The following is a 23,463-nucleotide window of genomic DNA, read 5'->3' as shown; positions in this document are numbered from 1 at the left end:
TAATTTTCCGCGTTGAGAGAAAGATTTCTTTGTCGTCTTCTGGCTTCGAAACCGGAGCATTTGACGATGAAAGACATTCTCGATCTCGACCGCTACCCGCTCGACCGCGAAGGCAGCCCTGGATGGCAGCGCCTGGTGGACAGTTCCGTCGCCGCGCTGGAGGCCGACGGCATGTTCAACCTCGAAGGGTTTTTGCGGTCCGGCGTGGCCGAGAAGGCGGTTCAGCAAATCCAGCCGGTGATGGCGGCGCGCTCGCACGTGCACAAGCGCATGCACAACATCTATTTCAAGCCGGACCTTCCCGAACTCGCTCCGGATCACCCTGCCCTGCGCAAGGTCGAGACCATCAGCCACACCGTCTGCGCCGACCAGATCCCCGGCAGCACGGTGCTTGCCATCTATGAATACGAGCCGCTGCTGCGTTTCCTGGCGGCGGCGATGGGCAAGAGCCGGCTGCACGTCATGCAGGATCCGCTGGCGCGCACCAATGTCATGGCCTATTGCGCCGGCGAAGCGCTGAACTGGCATTTCGACCGTTCGGAATTCACCACCACGCTGTTGCTGCAGGCGCCGGAACAGGGTGGCGAGTTTGAATACCGCACCGATCTGCGGTCGGACGACAATCCGAACTATGACGGCGTCGCCAGGCTGCTTGAAGGACGCGATCCCGAGGCAAAAATCCTGCGCCTGAAGCCAGGTACGCTGAATGTCTTTCGCGGCAAGAACACCGCGCATCGCGTCACCACCGTCCAGGGCGAGCGCGAGCGGATGATCGCGGTGTTTTCCTACTATGAGAAGCCCGGTGTGGTGTTCAGCGACGAGGAGCGAGTCGGCTTCTACGGCCGCTCAGCTTGAGGCCGAAAGGCTGAGGCGCCAGCCCGGCTACAAGAATCCCGAAATGGCACTTGTAGGATTGTCGACAATCTGCTTGTCTTGTTTCCGGCTCTCACTGGAGTGGCGACATGGCCAAGCTGGATTTCAGTCCGATCGCGGATACGACACGCCGCGCCGAGATCGTCGCGCTGCTCAGGCGAGCGATCCTGACCGGCCAACTGGAACCCGGCCAGAAACTCAACGAACTCAGGATCGCCGAGCAGATGCGGGTCAGCCGCGCGCCGTTGCGCGAGGCGATGCGCGAACTGGTGCAGGAAGGCATCCTCACCAGCATCCCCTATGCCGGCACGTTCGTCATCGACGTCACTGCCAAGGACATTGACGACGCCTATTCGCTGAACAAGGTGCTCGACGAGTTCGCCATCGAGCGCACCTGGAAGCTGCGCGACCAGCGCTTCTTCGACGAGCTCGACCGCCGCCACGAAGCGGTGAAGCAGGCGACGCGCGCGCGCGACACCACGCGCCAGATCGAGACCGCGCTGCAACTGCACGGGCTGATTTATGAATGGGCCGACAATTCGGTGCTTCTGGAGACATGGCAGCGGCTGACCAGCCGGCTGCAAATGTATTTCGCCCTACACCAGCAGGCGCGCAAGGAAGCAGTGCCCGCCGAAGATGTCCACGAGACCTATGTGCGGCTGCTGACGGGCGCCGACATGCGCGCCGCCCAGCGCCATGCGCGCGAACACATCGACCTCGATTTCGAGGAACTGCTTGCCTATGCGCGCGGCCTCGAACAGCGGGCATCGAAGGGCGCTTGAAGAGTTCCTACAGCAAGAAACAACGGACAGACAAAGTGCAGATCAAGAACATCAAGGCATATCATGTCGTGCAGCCCTTCGTGGACGGGCCGTACCGCATGTCCAAGGGGCGGGTTGCCGACTGTTTCGACGCGGTGATCGTCGCCATCACCTCCGACAGCGGTGTGACCGGCTGGGGCGAGATGGCGCCGCTCGGCAATTTCTATTCGGCCGCGTTTCCGGCGGGAACGCGGGCGGGCGTGCCGGAAATCGCGCCGCATCTGATCGGCCAGGATCCGCGTGGGCTGGCCGGCATTGGCAGGCTGATGGACACGGTGTTCAAGGGTCATCCCTACATCAAGTCGGCGCTCGACATGGCCTGCTGGGATCTGGCGGCGCGCGCCGCCGACGTGCCGCTGGTGACGATGCTTGGCGGCCGCGAAAGCGACATGGCCGAGACCTATCGCGTCGTCACCCATGGCACGCTCGACCAGATGGCGGCGCTAGCCAAAAGGATCATCGCCGAGGGCTGTCGCCGCCTGCAGGTCAAGGTCGGCGGCAATGTGCATGACGACATCGAGCGCGTCGGCACGGTCGCAGCCGCGGTGCCGAAAGGCACCGTCATTTTCTGCGACGCCAATGCCGGCTGGACATCCTATCAGGCGCGCCAGTTCGCCGACGCCACGCGCGGCATCGACTACACGTTCGAGCAGCCCTGCACGACGATCGAAGAGAACATGGCGGTGCGCCGCATGCTGGACAAGCCGATGGTGCTGGACGAGAGCGTCATCTCGCTGGAGGCGATGCTGGAAATTCACCGCCTGGGCGCGGCCGACGGACTAACGCTGAAGATCTCGCGGCTGGGCGGCGTGACCAGGACAAAGCAAATCCGCGACGTCGCGGTCGATCTCGGCTTCATGATCACCGTCGAGGACACGGGCGGCGCCGAGATCGACACGGCGGCGATGGCGCATCTGTCGCTGTCGACGCCGGCCGAACGCCGGCTGCACGCCATCGCCTTCCATGAATGGGTCACGGTTCGCACGGCCAGAAACGCTCCGCCGGTCACCGGCAGCCATATGGGCATTCCCGACGGGCCCGGCCTCGGCATCGATGTCGACCCGAGCCTGCTCGGCAAGCCCTTCTTCGAGATCGGCTCAAGATGAAGATCAAGCGCATCAAGGCAACGCCGATCAACTATCGTCTGGAAGCGCCCTACGTCTGGGTGTTCGGCGAACTCGACGGGTTCTCGCCGACCATCGTCGAGGTCGAAACCGAGGACGGGCTGGTCGGCATCGGCGAAGCGCCGACGCCAGGCGCCGCAGCGATCATCAACGATGTGCTGGCGCCACGACTTGTCGGCCGCGACGCTTTCGACATAGCCGGCGCCGAGGAGGTCTGCCTGCCCTTCTGGGGCGGCGTGCAGTCAATCAATGACCGCACCCGCATCATGGCCTTCGGCGCCATCGAGGTGGCGCTGTGGGACCTGCGCGGCAAGGCGTGGAAGCAGCCGCTCTACCAATTGCTCGGCGGCGCCGTGCGCAAGGACATTCCCTTCACCGACTATTTTTCGCTGCGCGGCGATGGCGCGAAGGTGAAGGGAGAGAAGACGCCCGAAGAAGTCGCCGACTATTGCGTCGAACTCAACGAGCGCTTCGGCACCACCTTCTTCGAAGGCAAGTTCTCGACGCATGATCCGAAACTCTCGCTGAAGATGGTCGAGCTGATCCGCCAAAAACTCGGCAACGATGTGATGATCCGCATCGATTCCAACCAGGCCTATTCGCTGGCCACGGCCAGACAATTGGCACGGCCGCTGGAGGAGCTTGGCGTGCGCAACTGGGAGGACCCGGTGGCGACGTCAGAGGAGATGCGCGAATTGCGGCGTCACACCTCGATCCCGTTTTCGACCCACAACATCGACATTGCGCGCGCCATGGATCTGAAGGTGCCGGACGCCTTTGTCGGCAACCCGACCGCGCATGGCGGCATCGGCCGCATGCAACGCTTCGTCGGCGCCTGCGAGCATGCAGGCATCGACTACTGGTGCTACAGCGGCGACACCGGCGTCGGCAGCGCCTGCTACCTGCATCTGTGCGCCGCACTTGGCTGGATCCGCGAGCCCAACCAGTCGCTGTTTCGCATGCAGCCAATGGATATTATCGAGGAAGGGCCGTTCGCACCGAAGAACAATGTCGTGCCGGTGCCGGGAGGCCACGGTCTCGGCGTGACGCTGTCGCAGGAGAGGCTCGCCGCCTGCCATCGCGACTTCGTCGAGAACGGGCCATGCAACAAATACCACGATCCGGCCAAGCCAGGCACCTATCGCCGGCTGCCGTTGAGCTAAGCGGGTTTCGGTTCGGATTTTGCGTCAAAACAACGAGGAGTGATCACACAAGCCGACAAGAGACGGATACAACAAGAGAAGCCTGCGGCTCGTGGTAACGATCACAAGCGCGCGGGACGAACGGGTAAAAAGCAGATGCCTCGCAAAGTCCGGCCCTTCCTCATTGTGGACCGGATGAACCGCGGAAAATCGCATGCTACAGTCCCGGCCGAGAGACATTGTTGACGCCCGGGACAAGGAGAACTCCACGGAATTTCGTCAGCCACAAACCAACCAACTACAAAAACACAGGGGAAAGGGTAGAACCCATGATCAAGAATTACCGCCTTCTCGACCTCATCCGGCGCCAGCGCACGCCGCTCGAAAACCACCTGATCGACGGGCTGGTTGATGGCCGCGTCAGCCGCCGCGAGTTCATCCGCCACGGCAGCCTGCTCGGCCTGTCGCTGCCGCTGCTCGGCGGCATCACCACGGCAGCCGGGCTCAGTGGCATGCCCTCGCTTGCCCGCGCTCAAGGCGCGCCCGGGGCCACCATCCGTGTGGCCAGCAGCGTGCCTGCCGCGGCCATCGATCCGGTGACCATTGCCGACGCCGGCGGCCTGCTGGTGATGCAGCAAGTGGCCGAATTCCTCTGCGTCGACGGCCCCGATCTGGTGCTGCAGCCCGCACTTGCCGAAAGCTGGAAGCCGAACGCCGACGGCACGGTATGGACGTTCACACTGCGCAAGGGCGTGAAATTCCACTCGGGTGGCGAGATGAAGGCCGAGGACGTGGTGGCCAGTATCGACCGCCTTGCCGATCCAGCCAATTCGTCCAACGCGCTGTCGGTGTTCAATGGCATCCTGAAGAAGGGCGCGAGCAAGAAGGTCGACGATTACACGGTCGAATTCCATCTCGACGCGCCGAACGGCAACTTCCCCTACATGCTGTCGTCGGACAACTACAACGCCGTCATCATCCCGGCCAGCTACAAGGGCGACTACGAAAAGAGCTTCGACGGCACCGGCCCGTTCAAGATCGAAAAATACACACCGAAGGTCGGCGCTTCCTTCGTCCGCAACGAAAATTATTGGGGCCCGAAGGCCCTGCCGGAGCGCACCGAGTTCACCTTTTTTGCCGACATGCAGCCGATGATCCTGGCGCTGCAAGGCGGCCAGGTCGACATCATCAACCAGATGCCGGTGCTGTCAGGTGTGGCGCTGCTCAACGATCCGAACGTCGACATCATCAGCCTGAAGTCGTCGGCGCATCAGCAGCTGCATATGCACTGCGATGAGGGCCCGACGAAGGACGCCCGCGTGCGCCGCGCCATCGCGCTCTGCCTCGACCGCGAGAAGCTCGCCGCCGGCCTGATGAAGGGACGCTCGGCACTGGGCAATGACAGCCCGTTCGCCGCCGTCTACCCCTCGACCGACACCAGCGTGCCGCAGCGCAAGCAGGACATTGCCCAGGCCAAGCAGCTGATGGAAGCGGCGGGCGTCGGCCAGGGCTTCAAGATGACGCTCACCACCGAGCGCTATCTGGAGATCCCGGAATACGCCCAGCTCGTTCAGAACTGGGTCAAGGAAATCGGCATCGAGCTCGAGCTCAACATTCTCGACCAGGGCGCCTATTATGGCGATGCGGTGTTCGGCAAATCGAACTGGCTGGATTCGGCGATGGGCATCACCGATTACGGCCACCGTGGCGTGCCGAATGTGTATCTGGCGGCACCGCTGAAGAGCGAAGGCACCTGGAACGCAGCGCACTTCAAGAACAAGGACTATGACGCGCTGGCGACCAGCTACATCGCCGCCCTCGACCTCGAGGCGCAGAAGGCCGACGCCGGCAAGATCCAGAAGCTGCTGCTCGAGGAAACGCCGGTCATCTTCGGCTATTTCTACGACTATCTGACGGCGACGGCGAAAGGCGTGACCGGCGTACAGCCGACAGCGATGTCGCAGTTGTTCCTGGACAAGGCGTCAAAGGCCTGAGGGAAGGGAAAGCCTATCCTCTAACGGCCAGCTCCCGCACAGGAGCTGGCTAGCCAAGGAGTCTCAGCCATTCTCTCCTTCCTCGCCCGGCGTGTGTCGCTGTCGCTCGTCACGCTGTTCCTGCTCTCGATCATGGTGTTCCTGGGCGGCCAGGTGCTGCCCGGCAATGTCGGGCGCGCCATATTGGGGCCGTTCGCCGACCAGCGCGCCGTCGATGCGCTCAACCACACGCTCGGCGTCGACCGCCCGTTGCTCACCCAATATGGCAGCTGGATCTGGAATTTCATCCAGGGAGACATGGGCACGTCCTACATCTTCCGCTCGCCGGTGGCGCCTTTCGTGCTGGATGCGCTCGTCAATTCGATGAAGCTGGCAGCCGTTGCCTTCGTGCTGGTGGTGCCGATCGGCATCCTCGGCGGCGTCATTGCCGCGCTCAACCTCAACCGGCCGCTCGACCGCATCATCAGCCTCGGCGGCCTTTCGGTGACGGTGCTGCCGGAGTTCGTCACCGGCATCATCCTGATCCTGATCTTCGGTGTGTGGCTGCGCTGGCTGCCGATCTCGGCGGCATGGCCGAAGGATGCCGGCTTCTTCACCCAGCTCTACTATTTGATCCTGCCGTCGCTGCCGCTGTTTTTGGTGCTGTTCGGCTACATCGCCCGCATGGCGCGCTCCGGCATGATCGAGGCGCTGGATTCCGACTATACGCGCACGGCCGTGCTCAAGGGCCTGCCGTGGCGCACGGTGATCTGGCGGCATGTGCTGCGCAATGCGCTGCTGCCGACCATCACCGTCATCGCGACGCAGACCGGCTATCTCATCGGCGGCCTCGTCGTCATCGAGACGCTGTTCCGCTACCAGGGCATCGGCTCGCTGATCTTTACTGCCGCGCGCGGCAAGGATTTCCCGATCCTCGAAGCCGGCATCCTGACCATCGGCATCGTCTATGCGGTGGCTACCCTTGCTGCCGACTTTCTCTATTCCGTGCTCAATCCGCGAATACGGCTGGGGACAGACCAATGAGTACGACCGAAACCCTCCCGTCGACCGACACTGCCGCCCCGCGCGGCCCATGGGCCGAAGTGTTCTTCTCGCTGTTGCGGTCGCCGACTTTCCTCGTCGGCCTCGGCATCGTGCTGTTCTGGGTCGCCTGCGCCTTGTTCGGCGAGCACTTCGCGCCCTATGACCCGCTTGCCGACGACATCATCAACGCGCTGGCGCCGCCTTCGGGCGAGCACTGGTTCGGCACCGACCAGATAGGCCGCGACGTCTTCTCGCGTGTCATCGTCGGCTCGCGCGATATCCTGACGGTTGCGCCGCTGGCGACGCTGCTGGCGACCGTGGCCGGCACCGCGCTCGGCCTCTTCACCGGCTATTTCCGGGGTATTGTCGACGACATCGTCAGCCGTATCCTCGAAGCCTTCATGGCTATTCCCGTGGTCATCGTCGCACTGTTGGCAATCGTCGCGCTCGGCACCTCCAAGGCAACGGTGATCGTCGTCATCGGCCTGAGCTTCGCGCCGATCATTGCGCGGACCGTGCGCTCGGCCGTGCTTGCCGAACGTGAGCTCGACTATGTGGCCGCAGCGCAGCTCAGGCATGAGAGCGCATTCCATACGATGTTCGTCGAGATCCTGCCCAACGTCATTCCGCCGATCCTGGTCGAGACCACCGTGCGGCTCGGCTATGCGATCTTTGCCGTCGCCACGCTCTCCTTCATGGGCTTCGGCATCCAGCCGCCCTCGCCCGACTGGGGTCTGTCGATCTCCTCGAATTACGGCATGATCGGCGGCGGCTTCTGGTGGACGGTGCTGTTCGATGCGCTGGCCATCGCCTCGCTGGTGATCGGCGTCAACCTTGCGGCCGACGGTGTCCAGGGGGCGCTCAATGACTGAGACCAACGCGCTCGAACTGAACGACCTCTCCGTCGCCTACCGCGTCAACGGCCGCAACCGCGCGGTGCTGCGCAATCTCAGCCTCAACATCAAACAGGGCGAGGCCTACGGGCTGGTCGGCGAATCCGGCTGCGGCAAATCCACGGTGGCGCTCACCGTGGTGCGTTATCTCCCGCGCAACGGCTCGATCACCGGTGGCGCGATATCGCTCGACGGCCAGGATGTGATGAAGCTCGACGCTGAGGCGCTCAGGCGCGCCCGCGCCGACAGCGTGTCGATGGTCTACCAGGATCCGGGCAAGGCGTTGAACCCGTCGCTGCGCATCGGCCGGCAGCTGACCGAGATTTTCGAGCTTGGCGGCGTCACCGGACAGGCGGCGGAAGACCGCGCCATCGCCATGCTGAACCGGGTGCGCATTTCCGACCCGAAGAGCGTCATGCAGCGCTACCCCCATCAGCTTTCAGGCGGCATGCAGCAGCGCGTGGCGATCGCCATGGCGCTGGCCAACGATCCGACCATGCTGATCCTCGACGAGCCTACGACCGGCCTCGACGCGACGGTGGAAGCCGAGGTGCTCGATCTGATTGCGCAGCTCAGGCGCGAACTGTCGGCCTCGATCCTGTTCATCAGCCACAACCTCGCCGTCGTTTCCAACATGTGCGACCGGGTCGGCGTGCTCTATGCCGGCATGCTGGTCGAGGAAGGGCCGACGGATCGCGTGTTCAGCGATCCGCGCCATCCCTACACCGTGGCCTTGCTGCGCTGCTTGCCGCGCGGCGGCCAGCGCAAGGACCATGGCCGGCTCGACACCATACCGGGCTTCCTGCCCGGCATCGGCGCCACCATCAAGGGCTGCGCCTTCGCCGATCGCTGCGCGCTCGCCACCGACCGCTGCCGCACCGAATTGCCGCCGCTCTACGATCTCGGTGGAAGACTGTCGCGATGCCACTATCACGAACAGGCGCAGGCGCTGCCCCGCGCGACGCCGAGCGATGTCACGGCCCCTGCCCGCAAGGAGGCTCCGGCTGTTCTGCGCGTCGACGGACTGAACAAAACCTATGCCAGCCATGGCCATGCGCTGCGGGCGGTGAAGGATGTCTCGGTCAGCCTGCGGCCCGGCGAGACGCTCGGCCTTGTCGGCGAATCCGGCAGCGGCAAGACCACCTTCGCGCGGCTGCTGCTCGGCCTCGTGCCCCCTGATGAAGGCGGCATGATCGAACTCGAAGGCAAGCGGCTGGCGCCCAGCCTCGGCAGCCGCAGTGACGACCAGATCAAGGCGATGCAGATCGTCTTCCAGAATCCGGATTCCGCCCTCAACCGCTCGCATTCGATCCGCCACCTGATCAGCCGGGCGTTGAAGCGGCTGGCCGGCCTGAAGGGTGCTGCACTGCAGGCCAGGCTTGAAGAGCTTGTGCGCTCGGTGCGGCTGACCGACCGGCATCTGGCCGTCAAGCCGCGCCAGCTGTCGGGCGGGCTGAAGCAGCGCGTCGCCATTGCGCGCGCCTTTGCCGGCGAGCCTCGCATCGTCGTCTGTGACGAGCCGACCTCGGCCCTCGACGTCTCGGTGCAGGCGGCGATCCTCAATCTGCTTGCCGACCTGCAGTCGAAGGAAGATGTCAGCTACATCTTCATCTCGCACGACCTTGGCGTGGTGCGTTACCTCTCCGACAAGATCGCCGTGCTCTATCTCGGCCGCATCATGGAGCTCGGACCGTCCGAGAATGTCTTTGCCGGGCCGCATCACCCCTATACGGAAGCGCTGTTGTCGGCGGTGCCCAAGCTCGACCACAAGGAAACGTCGCGCATCCGGCTCGACGGCGAAATCCCCAGCGCCACCAATCCACCCTCAGGCTGCGTCTTCCACACACGCTGTCCGCGCAAGATCGGCGCGATCTGCGAGGAACGGGAGCCGCCGCTCAGCGAAGCCCAGCCCGGCCATTCGATCCGCTGCCATATTCCCTATGCGGAGCTGGCAAGGCTGCAGGCGCCTAAGCAGCCAGTGCCAGCCTGAGGGCTGGTTAACCCCGATAACCCTCCGCCATGCTGAAGACGCGATCACCTTCGGCAAAGCCCTCGCCCGGCGTCCAGTCATTGGCCAGCGCGCGCAATCCATCGAGCGCGACGTTGAGGGTGTCCGACGAAAGCGGGTTTGCGGGATAGGCGAGATAGATCGGCCGTTGGAAAACCGGCGCGTCCTCGATGCGCCGCATCTCGCCGCGCTCGATATGACCGCTGACGGCGCTGAGCGGCAGATAGGCCGCCGCCTGCTGCGACAAGACATGCTGCAGCCCGATGAAGACCAGTCCTGCCGAGATGGCCGGCTTGACCATGCCGGCAAAGGCGCGGTCGTGCTCGATGCGGAATTCCAGTCCCCAGTCCATGAAGATGTAATTCTCGGTCCACGGCCCGGTCTGTGCGGCATGCTGGACAAGCACGATCTGATCGACCGCCAGCGTCTCGTAGACGACACCGGGATGCGGCCGCGGCAGATAGAGGATGCAGATGTCGAGCAGGCCTTCGGCCAGCTGGTCGATCGCCTGGTCCGGGAAACTGCCTTCCAGCCTCAGCGCCACATTCGGCCGCCTTTCGCGCATCCAGGCAATCCAGGACGAGGTGATGCGGTCCCACAGATAGGCGGGCGCGGTGAGCCGGAGCAGTGTCTCATAGCCATGGGGAACGGCGATGTCCTGCCGCGATTGCTCCCAGGTGCGGGTGATCGTCGAGGCATGCGGTAGGAACTGGCGGCCGGCCGGCGTCAGCGTGACGCCGTCGCGGTCGCGCACGAAAAGGCGGCGCCCCAGTTGCTCCTCCAGACCTCTGATTCGCGCGCTGACCGTGGACTGGGCGAGGTTCAGCCGGCTGGCGGCGACGGTGAAGCTGCCATGGGTGGCAACCTCGAGAAAACTGCGCAGATTTTCGGTGTCCATGATTTGGCTCCGCCATCGAAAATTTCGATGGCCCCCATCAAAAAATATCGCTTTCCGGCCGAGGTCAACAGTGACCTATTTGGCAAAGCCCCCACAAACCCTAGGGAAGTCCGCCATGCCCAGGCTTTTCTGCACCATCGATACAGCCCGCAAGCATTTAAGCGCCATCGAAAATTCCGCTGTCGACGAGTTGCTGGCCGGCCGCATCGGCCGGCGCGATTTCCTCAGGCACGGTAGTTTGCTCGGCCTGTCGCTGCCATTCCTCGGCGGCATCGTTGCGGCGGCCGGCTACGGCACACAGCCGGCGCGCGCCGAAGGCAAGCCGGGCGGCACCGTGCGCGCCGGCATCGCCACGCCGGGCGGCGCCATCGATCCCGTCACCTACTATGACAGCGGCAGCTACCAGCTGGTGTTCCAGACCGCCGAGTTTTTATGCGTCACCCAGCCGGACCTGACGCTGAAGCCGGTGCTGGCCGAGAGCTGGTCGCCCAACGAGGACGGCAGTGTGTGGACCTTCAAGCTGCGCAAGGGCGTGAAATTCCACAATGGCGAGGACTTCAAGGCGGACGACGTCGTCGCCACCTTCGACCGGCTGGCTGATCCCGCCGGCGCCTCCAATGCGCTTTCGGTGTTCAAGGGGCTGCTGTCGAAAGGCGGCACCCAGAAAGTCGACGACCACACCGTCGCCTTCCATCTCGATGCGCCCAACGGCAGCTTCCCCTATTCGGTGTCGATCGACAATTACAACGCCGTCATTCTGCCGGCGAGCTACAAGGGCGATTACGAAAAGACCTTCGAAGGCACCGGCCCGTTCCGGCTGGAGAGCTACACGCCGAAGGTCGGCGCTACCTTCGTGCGCAACCCTGATTATTGGGGCGAGAAGGCGCTGCCCGACCGGCTCGAATTCAAATTCTATGGCGACGTGCAGCCGCGCATCCTGGCGCTGCAGGCAGGCGAAGTCGACCTGCTCGACGCCGTCCCGCTCGATGTCAGCCAGGTGGTGCTGAACAGCCCCGATATCACGGTGCTGCGCGTTGCCTCCACCGCGCATCGCCAGCTGCATATGCGCTGCAATATGGCGCCGTTCACCGACAAGCGCGTGCGCCAGGCGCTGGCGCTCTGCATCGACCGCTCCAAGCTGGTCGACGGGCTTTGCCGCGGCATGGCGGCGACCGGCAATGACAGCCCCTTCGCGCCGGCCTTCCCGGCCACCGACAAATCGATCCCGCAGCGTGCGCAGGATATCGCCAAGGCCAAGCAGCTGATGGAAGCGGCGGGGCTCGGCGGCGGCTTCGACATCACGCTGACGACGCTGCGTTATTCCGACATTCCCGGCTATGCGCAGTTGTTCCAGAATTTCGCCAAGGAGATCGGCGCCCGCGTCGCGCTCAACATCGAGGACCAGGACAAATATTACGGCAAGGCGGTGTTCGGCCAGTCGGACTGGCTGGACAGTCCGCTTGGGATCACCGACTACGCGCATCGCAGCGTGCCAAACGTTTTCCTGAAGAGCCCGCTCGTCAGCGACGGACCGTGGAATGCGGCGCATTTTAGGAACCCTGCTTATGACGGGATGGTCACTTCCTATCTGAAGGCGCTCGATATCGGCGCGCAGCAGGCTGCCGCCTCCGACATCCAGAAGCTGCTGCTCGACGAGACGCCCGTCATCTTCAGCTATTTCCCCGACCTTCTGGTGCCGGTGCGCAAGAATGTCAGCGGCCTGCCGCCGATTGCCGCCGGCCTGCTGCTCGATCGCGTATCCCTGGGGTAGAGGATCCAACCTCGGCTTGAGGTCATGCGCCAACGTCCTGATACAAAGGACAAGAAACGGGAGACTACCATTCGCAAGCCTCATCTGCGCGGTCGCGGACCGCATTTCCCGGTGCTCGATCAGATCGTCCAGTACGAGTTCGAGCCCGGCTATGTCGCCTTCACCATGCCGACGCTGAAACGGCTGCGGGTGCAGGTCGGCTCGATGACCGTCGCCGACACGACAAGGGCGCTGGTGTTCTACGAATCCGATCACCTGCCGGTCTACTATTTCCCGATCGAAGATGTGCGCGAGGAGTTCCTGCTGCCCTCGAAGACGACGACCGAAGACCCCTATAAGGGCACCGCAACCTTCTACTCGCTCAACACCGGCATCACTTTGGTAGAGGACGGTGCATGGCGCTATCTCGACCCGGCCAAGGGCTGCCCGCCGATTGCCGGCTACATGTCGTTCGTGTGGAGCAAGATGGGCCACTGGTTCGAGGAGGATGAGGAGATCTTCGTCCACGCCCGTGATCCGTTCCGCCGTGTCGACTGCCTGCCCTCGTCGCGGCGGGTGCAGGTCATCCTCGACGGCGAGCAGGTGGCGGATTCACGCCGCGGCGTGTTCCTGTTCGAGACCGGCCATCCGGTACGCCACTATTTGCCTATCGCTGACACCCGGCTCGATATGTTCGCGCCCAGCCGCTACATCTCGCGCTGCCCCTACAAGGGCATCTCCAACTACTACCACGTGACGACCACCACCAAGCGGCACGAGAACATGGTCTGGTATTATCCCGAACCGGTGCATGAGGCCGAGCGCATCAAGGGCCTGGTGTGCTTCCACCACGAGCTCGTCGACAAGATTTTGGTTGATGGGGTGGAGATTTCGAAGGAAGCCACGGCGGCTTCGAGCGGGTATTTCTGAGGGTACGCCCCGTCTAGGTAGCGGGTGCCGAAGGGTAGCCGCAGCGCTCCTTCGCGCCCCCCTCGCTCTTTTCCCGCTCTTTTCCCGGTTGAAATATTTTTCAAATGGAAATAGGAATGTTCAAAATGATGATTTGACGCAGCAGTGCGTCACGACTGGAGGAAGCGATATGGCCCATCCGCAATTTGCAGCGGAACTTCTGCAGCGCGCTGAAGCCCAGGGGCCTATCACCATCGGCCTGGCCGGCGCCGGGCAGATGGGCACCGACATCATCGTCCAGGTCGCGTTGATGCCGGGCATGCGGATCGGTGCCATTTCAGAGGTACGGCCACAAGCGGCGATCGATGCCGCACTGCTGGCCGGCCATGATCGCTCCGACATCGTCCAGGCGGCGAATGCCTCGGCCATCGACCGCGCCATCGAGGCCGGCAAGATCGCTATCACCGAGGATCTGCACGCGCTGGCCGCCGCCGGCCGCATCGACGTCATCATCGACGCCACCGGCAATCCCAACATCGGCACGCTGTTTGCGCTTGAAGTGATGAAGAACGGCAAGCACATCGTCATGCTCAATGTCGAGGCCGACATCACCATCGGCCGCTTCCTCAAGGAAGAAGCGCGCAAGGCCGGCGTCGTCTACACCGGGGCGGCCGGTGACGAGCCCGCCTGCACGCTGGAGATCATCGGCTTTGCCCGCAGTCTCGGCTTCAACATCATCGCCGCCGGCAAGGGCAAGAATAACCCTCTGAAGTTCGACGCCATGCCGGCCGACTACGCCAAGGAGGCGGCCGAGCGCAACATGAATGCGCGCATGCTGGTCGAGTTCGTCGACGGCTCCAAGACCGCGATCGAGATGGTGGCGATCGCCAATGCCACCGGGCTGGTTCCCGACGTGCCGGGCATGCATGGCCCGACCGCGACGCTGGAGGAACTGGCCAGCGTGCTTTGCCCACGCGAGGATGGCGGCGTGCTGCACCGCAAGGGCGTGGTCGACTATTCCATCGGCAAGGGCGTGGCGCCCGGCGTGTTCTGCGTCATCGAGACCAGGCATCCGCGCGTCATGGAGCGCATGATCGACCTCAAGGTCGGCAAGGGCCCCTATTTCACGATCTTCCGGCCCTACCACCTGACAAGTCTGGAAGTGCCGCTGTCGGCGGCGCGCGCCGTGGTCTACAAGCGCGCCGACATGGAGCCGCTCGACCATCCGGTGGCAGAGGCGGTGGCGGTCGCCAAGAGCGATCTCGGCGCCGGGCAATCGCTCGGCATGATCGGCGAGACCGACTATCGCGGCTTTGCCATGACCTGGGAGGGCGCGCGCGCCAAGGGTGCGCTGCCGCTGGGGCTTGCCGAACGCGCCAAGGTGGTCAAGCCGATCAAGACCGGGGACTTTCTCACCTATGAAAATTGTGTACCCGACGATTCGATGGTGATAACGCAGATCCGCCGTCGTCTCGACCAGTCGGACGGACGGTTCGTGACCAACGCCGCCTGAACCTTCGGGGCCTCTTGATGGACGATGTCGTTATCGGGATCGACGCCTCGACGACGGCCGTGAAGGCGATCGCTTTCGCGCGCGATGGCACCGAGCTTTACCAGGCACGCGAAACCTATCCGCTTTCAAACCCGAGGCCCGGCCATTTCGAGCAGGATGCCGAACATTGGTGGGCAGCCCTTGTCGGCGCGCTGAAGCAGGTCACGACCAAGGTCGGCGCCGCGCGGGTGGCGGCGATTGCCATCGCCCATCAGCGCGAGAGCTTCACGCTGATCGATGAGGCCGGCGACCCGCTCATCCCGGCGATCCTCTGGCTCGACGAGCGCGCCCGGCCGCAGGTCGCGAGGCTGTCGGCCGAGCTCGGCCGCGAGGCGATCCGCGACTGGAGCGGCAAGCCGCCGGATCCAACGCCGGCGCTCTACGCCATCGCGTGGCTGGCCGAGCACCAGCCGCAGGTTCTGGCCAAGGCGGCCGCTTTGGTTGACGTCCACGGCTTCTTCGTCCACCGGCTGACTGGACGTCTGGTCACCAGCACGGCAAGTGCCGACCCGCTTGGGCTGATCGACGTCGCGACAGGCGAATGGCGCCCCGAGCTCATCGCAGCTGCGGGACTCAAGCCCGAGCAGTTGCCGGCGCTGGTCGGTCCAGGCGAGCTCTGCGGCGGGCTTGCCGAAGGCATTGCGCAGTCGACCGGCCTGAAGGCGGGCACGCCAATCGTCGCCGGTGCCGGCGACGGCCAGGCCATGGGCCTCGGTATGGGTGTCTATGGGGCCGGCAAGAGCTATCTGTCGCTCGGCTCCGGCGTCGTCAGCGGCTGCTATTCCGGCGTGGTCACTACGTCCGACGCGTTTCGCACGCTGGTCTCGCCGACCGGCTCCGGCTTCATGCTGGAGACCGTATTGCGCTCGGGCATGCAACTGGTCGACTGGATCGTGCGTACCACCGGCGCGTCTTCCGCAGCCGAGTTGGAGAGGCTTGCGGTCGATGTCGCGGCCGGCAGCGACGGGCTGCTGGTCATGCCCTATTGGGCCGGTGTCATGAGCCCCTATTGGGATGGCGCGGCACGCGGCGCCATCGTCGGCCTGTCGCTCGACCATGAGCCCAGGCACCTCTTCCGTGCGACGCTGGAAGGCATCGCTTTCGAGCAGGCCATCGCCAGCGAGGCGATGGAAACCGAGAGCGGTGGCACACCGGCGGAAATGATCGCCGCCGGCGGCGGCACCAATTCGGCACTGCTGATGCGGATCATGGCCAGCGTGCTCGAGCGCCCGCTTTCGGTTTCGCCGGTCAACGAAGCCGCTGCACTGGGCGCCGCCATGCTGGCGGCGTCGGCCGTTGGATGGTTCCCCTCACCAGAGGCGGCGGCCAAGGCGATGACGGTGGAGCCGACCAGAAAGGTCGACCCGGTCGATGCGTTGGTCCCGGCCTACCGGGCACGCAAGGCGATCTACCGCGACCTCTATCACGCGACGCGCGACATCCATGCACGGTTGGGTGAGGTCTGAGACGTCGGCGGGACAGCGCCCCCTCTGTCCTGCCGGACATCTCCCCCACAAGGGCCCACAAGGGGGGGAGATCAGCAGCTTCGGCGCCTCGCTCACCTCTACAACGATGAAGATTGGCGAAAGCAGAGGCGCGTACAATCTCACCTTGGGGGGAGATGGACGATAGGCCAGAGGGGGGCGCGAAGGATCGCGACCTCTGAAATCAACGCCCAAGCAATCCCTTGGCGGCATCCTCGTCCGTGATCAGCACCGAAACCTTGGTGCCCGCCAGCGCCGCGCGCATGACAGGCACCTTCTCCTGGCCGCCTGAAACCAGGATGATGCTCGGAATGTCGGACAGATCCTGCAGCGGATAGGCGCAGACGCGGCGGTTGACCTCGTGGTCGACCGAGCGGCCCTCGGCGTCGATGAAGTGGCACAACAGGTCGCCGACCGCGCCGGCCGCCTGCAGCTCCTCTAGTTCGCTCGGCTTGATGAAGCCATAATTGGCGATCGGGCTGTCGTTGGAGAACGAGCCGACGCTGAGCACGGCGATGTTGGCCCGGCGCGCGCGGAAGACGACATCCTGGACACTGCGCTGGCTCATGAAGGCGTCGCGCTGCTCCGGCCTGTCGGCATAGACCGGCACCGGCAGCAGGAAACATTCGGCGCCGATCTTTTCGGCGAACTCCCAGGCGCTTTCGGTCGGGTTGAGCGGCTGCGCATGGGTGAGGCCGCCGAGCATCGACACGACAGTGGTTCTGGCGATCGGCCGCCTCGGCAATTCGTTGATGGCGAATTTCAGCGTACGCCCCCAGCCCAGCGCAATGACATCGCCCGCATTGACGTTGTCGGCGAGATAGGCGGCGGCGGCGTGGCCGATCATCAGCGGCGCGTTGCTGCGGTCGGCGGCCGACGGCACCACGACGGCCTGGCTGAGCCCAAAGCGCTGCTTCAGGCTTTCCTCAAGTTGCACGCATTCGACGACACTGTCGCGGATGCGGAACTGGACGATGCCCTCCTCGCGGGCGGCCGAGAGGATGCGGTGGACCTTGATCCGGCCGACGCCGAGGATTTCCGAAATGCGCTCCTGCGTCAGGCCCTCGACATAATAGTGCCAGGCGGCGCGGGCCTTCAGCTCGGCATCGGGGAAGCGCGAGGCCTTCTCGTTTTCGACGGTCGCCATGCTCGTGCCCTCCCGCGGCAGATTTCGGAAATCTTTTCCGCAAAGCGCCGCCCCCTGGCCTTCCCTAGGACAAACCGCCCTGTGGCGCAAACCGTCGCCGAGTGGCGCAACGGCTCTTGACAATTTTCTAATGAACAGTTTAGCTGAACAAAATTGCATATCAAAGATAAATTGTTCACAGGGAGGTGCCTAGTGAACAAGAGCGGACCGCAGGCCATCGCCGTTTCGCTGACGGAGGAGACGAAGTGGCCGTGAGCAATGATGCAAGCGACTCGAAAGCTGGCGAGTTGAAAGCCGCGCCCAGCGCGCAAGGCGCGACGAGCGCGAAGCTTTCGGCGCTGTTCGCCGGAACCATGGGACCGCTGATCGGGCTGGCGCTTTTGTGCCTGGCGCTGACCCTGACCACCGATACATTCCTCACCGTGCGCAACATCCTCAACGTGCTCGACCAGATCACCGTTCTCGGCATCATGGCGATCGGCATGACGCTGGTCATCCTGATCGGCGGCATCGATCTCTCGGTCGGCTCGGTGCTGGCGCTGGCCGCCATGGTGATGGGCTTCGTCGCCCACCCCGATTATCTCAATCTCGGCCTTGCTGCCGGCGTCGTTGCCGCCCTTGTGGTGGCCGGTCTCTGCGGGCTGGTGTCTGGCCTGCTTGTAACCGTCACCAAGCTGCCGCCCTTCATTGCCACGCTGGCGATGATGTCGGTGGCGCGCGGTCTTGCCAACATGATCACCGACGGCTCGCAGATCGTCGGCTTTCCCGACTGGTTCACCAACCTGTCGATCATCCGCCATTTCGGCTTCCTGTCGGTCACCGTCGGACTGATGATGGTGCTGGCGATCATCTTCGCCATCTTCCTCAACTATCGCGCCACCGGCCGCAGCCTTTACGCCATCGGCGGCAGCGCCGAGGTGGCGCGGCTCTCGGGCATTCCGGTGAAGTCGCTGACCAACTGGGTCTATGCCATTTGCGGCGTGCTCGCCGGGCTTGCCGGCATCGTGCTGGCGGCGCGGCTGGATTCGGTGCAGCCGAGCTCCGGCCTCGGCTATGAGCTCGACACCATCGCTGCCGTGGTGATCGGCGGCGCCAGCCTGTCGGGCGGCGTCGGCTCGATCGGCGGCACGGCCATCGGCGTGCTCATCATCGGCGTGCTGCGCAACGGGCTCAATCTGCTCGGCGTCTCGCCCTTCATCCAGCAGGTGGTGATTGGCGTGGTGATCGCGCTGGCGGTCGCCACCGACACCTGGCGTCGGCGACGGCAGTGAGGAGCGAGCCGCAACAGGAATTCGCCCGGATGTCCGGGCGATAGACGGATCGGTCGATCCGAGACTGGGAGTGTTCGGCCAAGGGCGCCATGGGGTGCGTCGGCTGAACGGATTTGAACATCAACGGAGGAATACATGCTGACCAAACGTTCATTGCTGCTTGCCGCTGCCGCCGTCATACCGCTGCTTGGCCTGACCGAGATGGCCTCGGCCAAGGAGGCCAAGAAGCTCGGACTGGCTGTCGCCAATCTGCAGGCCGACTTCTTCAACCAGATCAAGCAATCCGTCGAAGCCTACGGCAAGGAGAAGGGCATCGAGATCGTCACCGTCGACGCCAAGGGCGATTCGGCGACGCAGGTCAGCCAGGTGCAGGATCTGATCACGCAGAACATCGATGCGCTGATCTACATCCCGGCCGGCGCTACCGCCGCCACCGTGCCGACCAAGACCGCCAAGGCTGCCAGCATTCCGGTGGTAAATGTCGACCGCAACGCCGACGGCGCGCCGGGCGACACCTTCATCGCCACCAACAGCGTCGCCTCGGCCCAGGCGGTGTGCGACTACATCGCCAAGCAGGCCGGCGGCAAGGGCGAGCTGATCATCATCCACGGCCAGAAGGGCACGACACCGGAAGTCGACCGCTCCAAGGGCTGCGGCGAAGCGCTCAAGGGCTACCCCGACATCAAGGTGGTCGGCGAATTGTGGAGCGAAGGCTGGCACCAGGACGAAGGCTTCAAGCTGACGCAGGATCTGCTGCAGTCGCATCCCGACGTGTCGATCGTCATTGGCCAGGCCGACGCGCTGGCGCTGGGCGCAGCACAGGCGGTCAAGGTCGCCAATCCCGGCCACAAGGTCTGGGTCGCCGGCTTCGACGGCGACGTTGCGGCGCTGAAGGCGCTGAAGGACGGCGTGTTCGACGTCACCGCGACGCAGCAGACGCAAGGCATGGGCAGGCTCGCCGTCGATGCGGCGATCAAGCTGGTGGCCGGCGAGAGCATTCCAGCCGAACAGCTGCAGGACGCGACGCTGACCACCAAGGACAATGTCGAGCAGTTCATCGCCAAGCATCCGTAACCTGCGGCACCGCGTAAGAGAGCGCCACGATGTCCCCAGAACCTCGCCGCAGCGAAAGCCCGCATAGCGGGCTGTTCGTCAACGGCCTGTGCAAGAGCTACGGACCGGTCCAGGTCCTGGCCGATGCGAGCTTCGAGGTGCGACCGGGCGAGGTCGTGGCGCTGCTCGGCGAGAACGGCGCCGGCAAGTCGACTGTCTCGAACATCATCGCCGGCGCGACGAAATCCGATGCCGGCTCGATCACCTGGCGGGGGAAGCCTTATTCCCCCGCCAACCCCGCCGCGGCCATCGATGCCGGCGTCGGCATGATCCACCAGGAACTGAAGCTGCTGCCGGACCTGTCGGTGGCGGAAAACGTCTATGTCGGGCGCCTGCCGATGCGCGGCGGCCGCATCGACCGCGCCGAGATGAACGCCAAGGCCTCGGCGCAATTGAAGCGGCTCGGCCTCGACGTCGCGCCGGAACGCAAGGTGCGCACGCTGCGCATCGCCGCGCAGCAACAGGTCGAGATCGCCAAGGCGCTGACGCTGAACGCCGAGTTGCTGATCTTCGACGAGCCGACCGCAGCGCTTGGCCGCGAAGAGACGGAGCTTTTGTTCCAGCAGATCCGTAAACTCAAAGCCGAAGGCATGTCCTTCATCTACATCAGCCACCGCCTCGACGAAATCGCGCAGATTGCCGACCGCGTGGTGGTGATGCGCGACGGACGCATTGTCGCCCGCTACGAGCGCGCCGACATTCCGGTGCGCACCGTGGTGGAGCAGATGGTCGGCCGCTCGGTCGAGCGGATGTTTCCGCATCTGTCGCCGCCGCGCGAGGAAACGCTGCTCGAGGTCGAGAACCTGTCCTCGCCGGAGAAGAGCTTCAACAATGTCTCCTTCTCGGTCAAAGCAGGCGAGATCCTCGGCATTGCCGGGCTGATCGGCGCCGGCCGCACCGAATTGGTGCGGGCGATCGCCGGCGCCGATCCGATCTCGTCGGGCTCGGTGCGGGTGGCCGGCCAAGCCGTGCATCTCAATGGGCCGGCGGCAGCAATCAAGGCTGGCGTCGTGCTGGTGCCGGAAGACCGCAAGGCGCAAGGCGTGGTGCTGGACCAGACCATCGGTGAGAATCTGGCATTCGGCAATTTCGACCATGTCGCGCCAAAGGGCTGGGTGTTTCCCAAGGCGGTGCAGAAATTCGCCGAGGCCGGCATCGCAAGGCTCGGCGTCAAGGGTAAGCCGAACCAGGCGGTGTCAAAACTGTCCGGCGGCAACCAGCAAAAGGTGATCATCGCCAAATGGGTGTCGCGGCCGCCAAAGGTGTTCATCCTCGACGAACCGACGCGCGGCATCGATGTCGGGGCGCGAGCGGCGATCTATGATGTGATCGCCGACCTTGCCCGCTCCGGCATGGCGGTGGTGGTGGTCAGCTCCGATCTCGAAGAAGTGCTGGGCCTGTCACATCGCGTGCTGGTGCTGAGCCGTGGCCGCCAGCGCGGCATTCTCGACCGCAATGAAGCAAGCAATGTCGCCGTGATGGAACTCGCCACAAGCTGAGCGCGGCAGATGGGAACAAAGCGCAACAGGTGATACCCTCCCAAGCACCGGACCGCGCGGGGCGCCAGCTTAAGAGTTGGCGCCCCTTCATTTCAGGGAGAGGGGAAAACATGACACTATTCGATCTCAGCGGCGACGTGGCGCTGGTGACAGGTGCGGGCAGCGGCATCGGCCAAGCGATCGCCGTCGGGCTCGCCGAAGCCGGCGCCGACATTGCCTGTTTCGGCCATGCCTCGAAAGGCGGGCTTGAGGAGACGGCGCACAAGATCACGGCACTCGGCCGCAAGACGCTGGTGCTGACCGGCACGGTGACGTCGGAGGACGACCTCGCAGCCGCGGTCGCGCGCACGGAGAAGGAACTCGGCGCGCTAACCATCGCCGTCAACAATGCCGGCATCGCCGGCGCCGAACCTGCCGAGACGTTGCCGCTGGAAAAATGGCAGAAGATCTACGACGTCAATGTCAGCGGCGTGTTCCTGTCCTGCCAGGCCGAGGCGCGCGCCATGCTTGCCCGCCGCAAGGGGTCGATCGTCAACATCGCTTCGATGTCCGGCTCGATCGTCAATCGCGGACTGACCCAGGCGCACTACAATTCGTCAAAAGCCGCTGTCATCCACATGTCGAAGAGCCTCGCCATGGAATGGGCCGATCGCGGCCTGCGCGTCAATGTCGTGAGCCCCGGCTACACGCTGACGCCGATGAACAAGCGGCCGGAAGTTGCCGAACAGATAAAAATCTTCAAGCGCGACACGCCGATGGGGCGGATGGCGACGCCGGAAGAGATGGTCGGCCCGACGGTGTTCCTGGCAAGCCGCGCCGCGAGTTTCGTTACCGGCATCGACCTGATTGTCGATGGCGGCTTTGTCTGCTGGTAGGAGAACAAGAAGTGCAGAAGCGTTTTGAAGGCAAGACGGCGGTCATCACCGGCGCGAGCGGCGGCATCGGCGCGGCGATGGCGAAGCGCTTCGCCGAGGAAGGCGCGGCGGTCGTGGTCAGCGCCATCGATGCCCGCGTCGGAGAGGTTGCCGCCAGCCTGAAGGCGGCAGGCGCCAAGGTTGCGTCGATGCGCATGGACGTGACCAAGAAGGGCGAGGTCACCGCCCTCTACGATCTCGCCGAAAGGGAGTTCGGCCGCGTCGACATTTCGGTGCAGAATGCCGGCGTCATCACCATCGCCCGGATCGAAGCGATGACCGAAGCCGAATGGGACAAGGTGATGGCGGTCAACACCAAGGGCGTGTTCCTGTGCTGCCAGGAGGCGATCGCGCGCATCCGCAAGCATGGCGACGGCGGCCGGCTGATCAATACGGCCTCAGGCCAGGCGCGGCAGGGTTTTATTTACACGCCGCATTACGCGGCGTCGAAGTTCGGCGTCGTCGGCATCACCCAGAGCCTCGCCAAGGAAGTGGCCAAGGAGAATATCACGGTCAACGCCATCTGCCCCGGCATCATCGACACCGACATGTGGGCATACAACGACGCAGCCTGGGGCAAGCTGATGGGCAACTACAAGCCCGGCGAACTGATGGCCGAATGGGTGAAGAACATCCCGATGGGCCGCGCCGGCAGCGGCGAGGACGTCTCCGGCCTGGTCAGCTTCCTCGCCAGCAACGACGCCACCTACATCACCGGCCAGACCATCAATGTCGATGGCGGCCTTATCATGTCGTGAAGTCAGCTCTGGCGGTTGGCAATCGACAAGTCTGAAATTCCGCGGTGCATATGGCATCAGCCGTTGCGCCGCATGAACGTTGGTATATATAATTTCATCCCATGAAACGGCCTTGGTGGAGATGGGGCTCGCCGGCCGAGATCATGGGACCTTGATGGCTCGCACGTCTCAGAGCGCCGCCGGAGTGGCGATCGATCCGTTGACGATTGCTCGCGCAGCAATTCATGCGGCGCCATGACTCGGGCGCATCCAGCACCGAACCACCACCAGATTGAGCACCATTTCGCCTG

19 protein-coding genes are annotated in these 23,463 nt (G+C 64.1%); 17 read left to right on the top strand and 2 right to left on the bottom strand.

Translation table 11 applies throughout. The annotated features are described in order from the left end of the window. Positions 1-66 precede the first annotated feature (66 nt). The 8 genes from ACWTU9_RS21355 (at position 67) to ACWTU9_RS21320 (ending at position 9,860) form a co-directional block, all read left to right on the top strand. Entirely contained in the window at positions 67-855 is a 789-nt protein-coding gene (locus ACWTU9_RS21355) for a HalD/BesD family halogenase (RefSeq protein WP_455860000.1), read from the top strand. Between the two features lie 107 nt (positions 856-962). Continuing rightward, positions 963-1,655: a GntR family transcriptional regulator gene (locus tag ACWTU9_RS21350; RefSeq protein WP_455859999.1), complete on the top strand. Its 693-nt coding sequence runs from the start codon at positions 963-965 to the stop codon at positions 1,653-1,655. 35 nt (positions 1,656-1,690) lie between these two features. Beyond that, positions 1,691-2,800 (top strand): mandelate racemase/muconate lactonizing enzyme family protein, encoded by a 1,110-nt coding sequence (locus ACWTU9_RS21345; protein ID WP_455859998.1) that lies wholly within the window; start codon positions 1,691-1,693, stop codon positions 2,798-2,800. Then, positions 2,797-3,981: a mandelate racemase/muconate lactonizing enzyme family protein gene (locus ACWTU9_RS21340; RefSeq protein WP_455859997.1), complete on the top strand. Its 1,185-nt coding sequence runs from the start codon at positions 2,797-2,799 to the stop codon at positions 3,979-3,981. The genes ACWTU9_RS21345 and ACWTU9_RS21340 overlap by 4 nt, the downstream gene beginning before the upstream one ends. A 308-nt stretch (positions 3,982-4,289) precedes the next feature. Beyond that, complete coding sequence (locus tag ACWTU9_RS21335; protein ID WP_455859996.1) at positions 4,290-5,954, top strand: ABC transporter substrate-binding protein; 1,665 nt, start codon at positions 4,290-4,292, stop codon at positions 5,952-5,954. A 69-nt stretch (positions 5,955-6,023) separates the two neighbouring features. Beyond that, on the top strand, positions 6,024-6,977 hold the full coding sequence (locus tag ACWTU9_RS21330; RefSeq protein ID WP_455860121.1) for an ABC transporter permease: 954 nt from the start codon (positions 6,024-6,026) through the stop codon (positions 6,975-6,977). Then, positions 6,974-7,849 carry an ABC transporter permease gene (locus ACWTU9_RS21325; RefSeq protein WP_454586747.1) on the top strand — a complete coding sequence of 292 codons (876 nt, stop codon included), beginning with the start codon at positions 6,974-6,976 and terminating at the stop codon, positions 7,847-7,849. The genes ACWTU9_RS21330 and ACWTU9_RS21325 overlap by 4 nt, the downstream gene beginning before the upstream one ends. Next, entirely contained in the window at positions 7,842-9,860 is a 2,019-nt protein-coding gene (locus tag ACWTU9_RS21320) for a dipeptide ABC transporter ATP-binding protein (protein ID WP_455859995.1), read from the top strand. The genes ACWTU9_RS21325 and ACWTU9_RS21320 overlap by 8 nt, the downstream gene beginning before the upstream one ends. 7 nt (positions 9,861-9,867) lie before the next feature. Here the strand turns inward: ACWTU9_RS21320 and ACWTU9_RS21315 are convergent, their stop codons facing one another. Continuing rightward, positions 9,868-10,776: a LysR family transcriptional regulator gene (locus ACWTU9_RS21315; RefSeq protein WP_455859994.1), complete on the bottom strand. Its 909-nt coding sequence runs from the start codon at positions 10,774-10,776 to the stop codon at positions 9,868-9,870. A 115-nt stretch (positions 10,777-10,891) separates the two neighbouring features. Here ACWTU9_RS21315 and ACWTU9_RS21310 point away from each other — a divergent pair, with 115 nt between their 5' ends. The 4 genes from ACWTU9_RS21310 (at position 10,892) to ACWTU9_RS21295 (ending at position 16,453) form a co-directional block, all read left to right on the top strand. Beyond that, entirely contained in the window at positions 10,892-12,547 is a 1,656-nt protein-coding gene (locus ACWTU9_RS21310; RefSeq protein ID WP_455859993.1) for an ABC transporter substrate-binding protein, read from the top strand. Between the two features lie 24 nt (positions 12,548-12,571). Further along, positions 12,572-13,456, top strand: coding sequence for a DUF427 domain-containing protein (locus ACWTU9_RS21305; protein WP_455859992.1), 885 nt, complete (start codon positions 12,572-12,574; stop codon positions 13,454-13,456). Positions 13,457-13,625: 169 nt separating this feature from the next. Then, positions 13,626-14,948, top strand: coding sequence for an NAD(P)H-dependent oxidoreductase (locus ACWTU9_RS21300; protein ID WP_455859991.1), 1,323 nt, complete (start codon positions 13,626-13,628; stop codon positions 14,946-14,948). A 17-nt stretch (positions 14,949-14,965) separates the two neighbouring features. Continuing rightward, on the top strand, positions 14,966-16,453 hold the full coding sequence (locus ACWTU9_RS21295; RefSeq protein ID WP_455859990.1) for a xylulokinase: 1,488 nt from the start codon (positions 14,966-14,968) through the stop codon (positions 16,451-16,453). Positions 16,454-16,655: 202 nt separating this feature from the next. Here ACWTU9_RS21295 and ACWTU9_RS21290 read toward each other — a convergent pair whose 3' ends face one another. Next, positions 16,656-17,618: a sugar-binding transcriptional regulator gene (locus tag ACWTU9_RS21290; RefSeq protein ID WP_455859989.1), complete on the bottom strand. Its 963-nt coding sequence runs from the start codon at positions 17,616-17,618 to the stop codon at positions 16,656-16,658. Between the two features lie 287 nt (positions 17,619-17,905). Between ACWTU9_RS21290 and ACWTU9_RS21285 the strand changes: the two genes are divergently transcribed. From ACWTU9_RS21285 to ACWTU9_RS21265, 5 genes are all read left to right on the top strand, one after another. Then, a complete protein-coding gene (locus tag ACWTU9_RS21285) occupies positions 17,906-18,889 on the top strand; it encodes an ABC transporter permease (protein ID WP_455860120.1) in 984 nt (327 codons plus the stop codon). Between the two features lie 135 nt (positions 18,890-19,024). Then, entirely contained in the window at positions 19,025-19,963 is a 939-nt protein-coding gene (locus ACWTU9_RS21280; RefSeq protein WP_454573685.1) for a substrate-binding domain-containing protein, read from the top strand. Positions 19,964-19,992: 29 nt separating this feature from the next. Then, complete coding sequence (locus tag ACWTU9_RS21275) at positions 19,993-21,501, top strand: sugar ABC transporter ATP-binding protein (RefSeq protein WP_455859988.1); 1,509 nt, start codon at positions 19,993-19,995, stop codon at positions 21,499-21,501. Positions 21,502-21,611: 110 nt separating this feature from the next. Next, positions 21,612-22,376 (top strand): SDR family oxidoreductase, encoded by a 765-nt coding sequence (locus ACWTU9_RS21270; protein ID WP_454573683.1) that lies wholly within the window; start codon positions 21,612-21,614, stop codon positions 22,374-22,376. An 11-nt stretch (positions 22,377-22,387) separates the two neighbouring features. Then, positions 22,388-23,173, top strand: coding sequence for an SDR family oxidoreductase (locus ACWTU9_RS21265; protein ID WP_455859987.1), 786 nt, complete (start codon positions 22,388-22,390; stop codon positions 23,171-23,173). Positions 23,174-23,463: the final 290 nt, after the last annotated feature.

The sequence above is a fragment of the Mesorhizobium sp. 128a genome (assembly GCF_053848025.1).
The sequence above is the reverse complement of the archived record's forward strand: the minus strand, read 5'-3'. Positions and strand labels throughout refer to the sequence as shown.

What these genes read in the sequence shown, in the direction of transcription:
- ACWTU9_RS21355 (WP_455860000.1), top strand. Translation starts at nt 67, where the DNA reads ATGAAAGACATTCTCGATCTCGACCGCTACCCGCTCGACCGCGAAGGC.
- ACWTU9_RS21350 (WP_455859999.1), top strand. Translation starts at nt 963, where the DNA reads ATGGCCAAGCTGGATTTCAGTCCGATCGCGGATACGACACGCCGCGCC.
- ACWTU9_RS21340 (WP_455859997.1), top strand. Translation starts at nt 2,797, where the DNA reads ATGAAGATCAAGCGCATCAAGGCAACGCCGATCAACTATCGTCTGGAA.
- ACWTU9_RS21335 (WP_455859996.1), top strand. Translation starts at nt 4,290, where the DNA reads ATGATCAAGAATTACCGCCTTCTCGACCTCATCCGGCGCCAGCGCACG.
- ACWTU9_RS21325 (WP_454586747.1), top strand. Translation starts at nt 6,974, where the DNA reads ATGAGTACGACCGAAACCCTCCCGTCGACCGACACTGCCGCCCCGCGC.
- ACWTU9_RS21320 (WP_455859995.1), top strand. Translation starts at nt 7,842, where the DNA reads ATGACTGAGACCAACGCGCTCGAACTGAACGACCTCTCCGTCGCCTAC.
- ACWTU9_RS21315 (WP_455859994.1), bottom strand. Translation starts at nt 10,776, where the DNA reads ATGGACACCGAAAATCTGCGCAGTTTTCTCGAGGTTGCCACCCATGGC.
- ACWTU9_RS21310 (WP_455859993.1), top strand. Translation starts at nt 10,892, where the DNA reads ATGCCCAGGCTTTTCTGCACCATCGATACAGCCCGCAAGCATTTAAGC.
- ACWTU9_RS21305 (WP_455859992.1), top strand. Translation starts at nt 12,572, where the DNA reads ATGCGCCAACGTCCTGATACAAAGGACAAGAAACGGGAGACTACCATT.
- ACWTU9_RS21300 (WP_455859991.1), top strand. Translation starts at nt 13,626, where the DNA reads ATGGCCCATCCGCAATTTGCAGCGGAACTTCTGCAGCGCGCTGAAGCC.
- ACWTU9_RS21295 (WP_455859990.1), top strand. Translation starts at nt 14,966, where the DNA reads ATGGACGATGTCGTTATCGGGATCGACGCCTCGACGACGGCCGTGAAG.
- ACWTU9_RS21290 (WP_455859989.1), bottom strand. Translation starts at nt 17,618, where the DNA reads ATGGCGACCGTCGAAAACGAGAAGGCCTCGCGCTTCCCCGATGCCGAG.
- ACWTU9_RS21280 (WP_454573685.1), top strand. Translation starts at nt 19,025, where the DNA reads ATGCTGACCAAACGTTCATTGCTGCTTGCCGCTGCCGCCGTCATACCG.
- ACWTU9_RS21275 (WP_455859988.1), top strand. Translation starts at nt 19,993, where the DNA reads ATGTCCCCAGAACCTCGCCGCAGCGAAAGCCCGCATAGCGGGCTGTTC.
- ACWTU9_RS21270 (WP_454573683.1), top strand. Translation starts at nt 21,612, where the DNA reads ATGACACTATTCGATCTCAGCGGCGACGTGGCGCTGGTGACAGGTGCG.